Annotated in this window: 5 protein-coding genes; 2 read left to right on the top strand and 3 right to left on the bottom strand. The window is 65.5% G+C overall.

Features of this window, described 5'->3' with window-relative positions:
* Positions 1-75: 75 nt before the first annotated feature.
* Positions 76-1,374 carry an MFS transporter gene (locus tag JOY90_RS00680; RefSeq protein WP_291689252.1) on the top strand — a complete coding sequence of 433 codons (1,299 nt, stop codon included), beginning with the start codon at positions 76-78 and terminating at the stop codon, positions 1,372-1,374.
* A 6-nt stretch (positions 1,375-1,380) separates the two neighbouring features.
* On the opposite strand, the gene JOY90_RS00675 is transcribed toward JOY90_RS00680, so the two are convergent.
* The 3 genes from JOY90_RS00675 to JOY90_RS00665 are packed head-to-tail and all read right to left on the bottom strand — an operon-like array spanning position 1,381 to position 4,272.
* Positions 1,381-1,809 (bottom strand): carbohydrate porin, encoded by a 429-nt coding sequence (locus tag JOY90_RS00675; protein WP_291689251.1) that lies wholly within the window; start codon positions 1,807-1,809, stop codon positions 1,381-1,383.
* Positions 1,806-3,365, bottom strand: a complete 1,560-nt coding sequence (locus tag JOY90_RS00670) for an acyl-CoA carboxylase subunit beta (protein WP_291689250.1) — start codon at positions 3,363-3,365, stop codon at positions 1,806-1,808. The genes JOY90_RS00675 and JOY90_RS00670 overlap by 4 nt, the downstream gene beginning before the upstream one ends.
* Complete coding sequence (locus tag JOY90_RS00665; protein ID WP_291689249.1) at positions 3,295-4,272, bottom strand: IclR family transcriptional regulator; 978 nt, start codon at positions 4,270-4,272, stop codon at positions 3,295-3,297. Before JOY90_RS00665 ends, JOY90_RS00670 begins: the two co-directional genes overlap by 71 nt.
* Positions 4,273-4,449: 177 nt before the next feature.
* Here JOY90_RS00665 and glsA point away from each other — a divergent pair.
* A partial coding sequence (gene glsA / locus JOY90_RS00660) for a glutaminase A (RefSeq protein ID WP_291689253.1) occupies positions 4,450-5,685 on the top strand: 1,236 nt, incomplete at its 3' end.

Below are 5,685 nucleotides of genomic sequence, written 5' to 3'. Positions count from 1 at the left end.
TGCCTTGGCTTCGGTGTGGCAGGGTGGCGGGCTCGTGCGGTTCACCTGTCTTCAATCTGAACTTCCTGAGGTGTCATGATCTCGAACTGGCTCGCGTCGGCGCTCGCCCGCCGCAATATCCACTATGGCTGGGTGATGGTCGGGGTGACCTTCTTCACCGCATTGATCTCGGCCGGCACGGTCGGCGCGCCCGGCGTCTTCATCGTGCCGCTGCAGCATGAATTCGGCTGGTCGACCGCGGAAATTTCCTCCGCGCTCTCGATCCGCTTCGTGCTGTTCGGGCTGATGGCGCCGTTCGCGGCGGCGCTGCTCAACCGCTACGGCCTGCGCAACGTGGCGCTGACGGCGCAACTCATCGTGATTTCGGCGCTGCTCGCCTCGCTGGCCATGACAAAAGTCTGGCAATTGGTGCTGTTATGGGGGGTCGTGATCGGCATCGCCACCGGCATGACCGCGCTGGTCCTGGGTGCGACCATTGCCGCGCGCTGGTTCGTGGCGCGTCGCGGACTCGTGGTCGGCATCCTGACCGCGAGCGTCGCCACCGGACAATTGATCTTCCTGCCGCTGATCGCGAGCCTCACCGAACGTTACGGCTGGCGCACGGCACTGGCACTCGTGTGCGTCATGCTGTGCGTCTCCGCTTTTGCCGTGCTGATGCTGATGTGCGACCGACCAAGCGACCTTGGCTTGCGGCCGTTCGGCGATACCGGCACCGAGCCTCTGCCCGCACCGCCGCCGAACGCGGCGCCGATCATGGGCGCCGCGCTCGGCACCTTGCGCGACGCGTCGAAATCCCCGGTGTTCTGGGCGCTGTTCCTCACCTTTGCGATCTGCGGCGCCAGCACCGCGGGATTGATCCAGGTGCATCTGATTCCGATGTGCATGGATTTCGGCATCCCGCAGGTGCAGGCCGCGAGCCTGCTCGCCGCGATGGGCGTGTTCGATTTCTTCGGCACCATCATGTCGGGCTGGCTGTCGGACCGCTACGACAACCGCTGGCTGCTGTTCTGGTATTACGGCCTGCGTGGACTCTCGCTGGTGTTCCTGCCCTTCAGCGACTTTACGTTCTACGGCCTGTCGCTGTTCGCCATGTTCTACGGGCTCGACTGGATCGCGACCGTGCCGCCGACGGTGCGGTTGACCGCGCAGCGCTTCGGCGCCGAACGCGCCAATCTGGTGTTTGGCTGGATCTTCGCCGGCCACCAGATCGGTGCTGGTCTTGCCGCTTTCGCGGCCGGCCTGTCGCGCACCCTGCTGGCGAGCTACCTGCCGGCCTTCTTCGTCGCCGGCGCGCTGTGCATCATCGCGGCCCTGGTCGCGCTTTCGATCTCGCGGCCAAGGCCCGTTCTTGCCGCAGCCGAAGCCGCGGCCTGATGGGAGCTAGTAATTGATGGTGGTGCGGACGCCGAGCATCACGGCGTCCTTGATGCGATGGGTCTGGGTGGGGTCGTTGGGATCGACGGCGCCACCCGCGGGATGCACGATGTATTGAAACACCGGCTGCACCAGAAAACCGGTCCTGATCTCGGCTTGATAGCTGATCTCCAGGACCGCCTCGAGGTCACGGACCGGAGAGGCGGTACCGGTGAAGAGTTGTACATCCTGGTCGAACTGGCGCGCTCGATTCGATATTTTCGCGTAGGTGGCCGCGACGCCGAACCTGTCGTTCGGACGTTTGTCGCTGAAGCCGGTGAACAGAAAACCGCCGTCGAGATAGGCGCTGACCAGGTTGCGGTCGGACGGACTGACCGAGCGCGAAGGAAGAAGGCGAGCGCGAGCCGTAGCACCTCCGTTCCCGTTGTTGCTCATGGCCGGATGCTCATGTTGGTCGCGAGCCCCGGCGTCCGCAGCGGCTCGGCGAGGCAGGCAAACTCGCAGAGCAGCGCACGCGTCCGGCGCGGGTCGATGATCTCCTCGACCCAGAATTTCTCCGCCGAGCGCAGCGGCGACCGCAGCTTGTTCAGCCGGTCCTCGATCTCCTTCGTCTTGGCGACGGAATCCTCGGCCGCGTCGATCTCCGCCCGATAGGCCGCCTCGATGCCGCCTTCCAGCGGCAGCGAACCCCAATAGGCCGACGGCCAGGCGTAGCGCATCGAGTAGCGATCCGCCGGCTGATGCACAACGCCGGCGACGCCGAACGAGTTGCGCACGATTACCGTGCACCACGGCACGGTCGACTGGTTGACCGCCGCCATCGCGCGCACGCCGTGGCGGATGGTCGCCGATTTCTCGGCTTCCAGCCCGATCATGAAGCCCGGGCAATCCATCAAATAGACGACCGGCAGATGGAAGGTCTCGGCGAAATCGACCCAGCGCACCACCTTCTGGCACGCTTCCGCGGTCCAGGAGCCACCGTAATGGAAAGGATCGCTTGCAAGCACGAGCACCGCGCGGCCCTGAAGCCGCGCCAGCCCCGTGATCATCGGCCGGCCGAAATTGCCGTTGACCTCGAAGAACGAGCCCTTGTCCACCACGGATTCGATGATCGGGCGCATCTTGTAGACCTGGCGGCGGCTGCGCGGCACCGCCGTCATCAGCGCTTCCTCCACCCGTTCCGGATCGTCGTCGCACGGCAAGGTCGGCGGCAATTCATAGACGGACTGCGGAAGATAGGACAGGAAGCGCCGCGCCCGCGCGAACGCCTCCTCCTCGGTGTCGACCGCGTCGTCCACGCCGCCGGCGCGGGTCTGGATGTCGGCGCCGCCCAGCGCCTGTTTTGACAAATCCTGACCCAACCGCTTCACGACCGGCGGGCCGGCGACGAACATCGCGGAATCGCGGGTCATGATCGAATAATGCGAAGCCGCAAGCCGCGCTGCGCCGAGACCCGCGACCGAACCGAGGCCGAGCCCGATCACGGGCACGCGGGCCATGTTGGCCGTGGTGTAGAGATAGGCGCGGTTGCCGCCGATGCCGCCGGGCAGATTGGCCGCGCCCTTGGTCTCGATGGTCTTCACCGAGCCGCCGCCGCCGGAGCCCTCGATGATGCGGATGATCGGCAGACGGAAATCGTGCGCCATCTCCTCCGCCATCAGCGGCTTGGCCTTGATCGAGGCATCGGCCGAGCCGCCGCGCACGGTGAAATCGTCGCCGACCACGACCACGGTGCGGCCGTCGATCCGGCCGCGGCCGAACACGCAATTGGCGGGCGTCAGATGCTTGAGCTCGCCCTGCTCGTCATATTCGCCAACGCCGGCGATGGCACCCATTTCGTGGAAGGAATTGGCATCGACCAGTCTGTCGATGCGTTCGCGGACGGTGAGCCGGCCCTGGTCGCGCTGCCGCTTGACCTTCTCAACGCCGCCCATCTCCCGCGCGAATGCTTCGCGCCGGGCGAGCTCGTCGAGTTCGGGCTTCCAGTTCATCCGTCTCCTCCGTCTTGATCATCTTGTTGTTGTTATTGGCGCGCATCGGCAGCGGCTTTCGCTCCACTCCCCTGTTGAGGAAATCGCCCTCGGCGCCTTCGAGGAGACTACCCACCGCAACCGCCAGCTCGATCATGCGCGGCGCCACCTCCCGATGCAGCCGCTTCTCGTCGAACATCGCCGACAACAGCCCGATCGTGACCACCACGAAGGTCTGGTACTGCGGCGACCACAGCGGCACTGCGACGCCGTTGATGTGCGGGCTCCACAGCCCGCAGGCTGTGACATAGCCCTGCTCCTTCAGGAGGCGGCGGTTGTTCTCGATCCGCGGTCGCAGCAGTTTCGCCCCTTCCGGCATCTCCCGCTCCATCTCGGCCAGCAGGGCGTCGCCGACCTCCGGCGCCAGCGACGCGGTATAGGCATGGCCTGCGGCCGTGGTCGCCATCGCGATCCGGCTGCCGGTGGTCTCATGCAGGCCGAGCGCGTTGGCGGCACGAGCGTATTCGAGATAGACGAGGTGATAGCGGTCAGGAATCACGAAGCCGACGGTGCCCGGCAGCTGCTCGGCGACGTCCTGCAATCGCAACCGGATCAGGTTGCGGAGCTGGAGGCCCTTCATCATCGCCGTGCTCATCGCGACCGCGCTCGGGCCGATGCGGTATTTCTGGTCGCGCGGCAGGTAGACGAGCTGGCCCATCCGGGTCAACGTGTGGGTCAACCGCGACACCGTCGAGCGCGGCAGGCCGCAGCGGTTGGATATTTCGAGATTGCCGAGCCGGGCCTCGTGACCCTCGAAGCATCGCAGGACGTCGAACGCCCGCGAAACCACCTGAATGACGTCGCCATCACCTCCGAGATCGCCAGCGAGCATGCCATGCCTGCTCAGCCGCTCCGAGCGTCTTCCCATGCGCTCCTCGCTTTTTCCGCTTTTTCCATCGTACGGAATAATATTCCGCTTATCGATCAGGCTAGCCTAGGCGCTTTGCGGCGACAACAAGAAGCAGGCTGGCATGCCACATATCAATGTTGTCATGGACGCTGCCGGGCCATACCACTCGCGGCAGGATCTCAACCCATGGACACGATGCGACCGGCGCCGCTGCGGCAGGCCAAGAAATGGACGGCGTCGATGCCGCCGCTGCGGCGGTTTCTGGCCGCCTGCCATAGCGATTTTGCCGCCGACCATGGCGGCGAGGTCGCGAGCTACATTCCCGAATTGTCCAAGGCCAACCCGGATCATTTCGGCATCAGCTTTGCGACCCTCGACGGCCACGTCTACGAGGCGGGCGACACCGGGGTGCCCTTCACCATCCAGTCGATGTCGAAGCCGTTCGTGTTCGCGCTGGCGCTCGACACGCTGGGCGCCGCGCGGGTCGAGAGCGCGATCGGGGTCGAGCCGTCGGGCGATCCCTTCAACTCGATCCGGTTGAACGCCGACAACCATCCGTTCAACCCGATGGTCAATGCCGGCGCGATCACCTGCTCGGGCCTGATCCTCGAATCCAAGGGCAAGAAGGCTTTCGATTACATCCGCCAGGCGCTCGGCCGCTTCGCGGGCCGCGAGCTCACGATGGACGAGTCGGTGTTCGCGTCCGAAAGCGCGACCGGCGACCGCAACCGCGCCATCGCCTATCTGCTGCGCAACTCGCATGTGTTCAGCGACGACGTCGGCGCCGTGCTGGAGGTCTATTTCCGGCAGTGCTCCGTGCTGGTGACGGCGCGCGACATCGCCATCATGGCCGCGACCCTCGCCAATCGCGGCACCAATCCCGTGACCGGCGAGCGGGCGGTGAGCGCCTACGCGGTCGCACGGACGCTGTCGGTGATGACTTCGTCGGGCATGTACGACTATGCCGGCGAATGGATCTACCGGGTCGGCATTCCTGCCAAGAGCGGCGTCGGCGGCGGCATCCTGGCGGCGCTGCCGGCAAGGCTCGGGCTCGGCAGCTATTCGCCCAGGCTCGACAAGCACGGCAACAGCGTGCGCGGCATCAAGGTCTGCGAGCAGCTGTCGCGGCATTACGATTTGCACATGCTCAACCGCAGCGACGATGCGCGCAACTCCATCATCGCCGACTACACCATCGGCAAGAATCCCTCGCGCCGCAGCCGCAGGCCGAAGGAACGCAACATCCTCGCTCACCATCATCAGGAAGTCCGCGTGTTCGAGCTGGTCGGAACGCTGTCCTTCTCCAATGTCGACTATGTCTCGCGCCAGCTTGCAGCAAGGCCGCGCCCGCAATTCGTGATCTTCGATCTCCGGCGCGTCACCGCCGTGACCCGCGCCGGCGCAAGACTGATCGCGGAGGAATTCCGGGAG

It is taken from the genome of Bradyrhizobium sp. (assembly GCF_019242285.1).
Taxonomy (GTDB): Bacteria; Pseudomonadota; Alphaproteobacteria; order Rhizobiales; family Xanthobacteraceae; genus Bradyrhizobium.
Note: the sequence above shows the minus strand (reverse complement) of the source record. Positions and strands in the feature narration are given on the sequence as shown.

What these genes read in the sequence shown, in the direction of transcription:
- JOY90_RS00680 (WP_291689252.1), top strand. Translation starts at nt 76, where the DNA reads ATGATCTCGAACTGGCTCGCGTCGGCGCTCGCCCGCCGCAATATCCAC.
- JOY90_RS00675 (WP_291689251.1), bottom strand. Translation starts at nt 1,809, where the DNA reads ATGAGCAACAACGGGAACGGAGGTGCTACGGCTCGCGCTCGCCTTCTT.
- JOY90_RS00670 (WP_291689250.1), bottom strand. Translation starts at nt 3,365, where the DNA reads ATGAACTGGAAGCCCGAACTCGACGAGCTCGCCCGGCGCGAAGCATTC.
- JOY90_RS00665 (WP_291689249.1), bottom strand. Translation starts at nt 4,272, where the DNA reads ATGGGAAGACGCTCGGAGCGGCTGAGCAGGCATGGCATGCTCGCTGGC.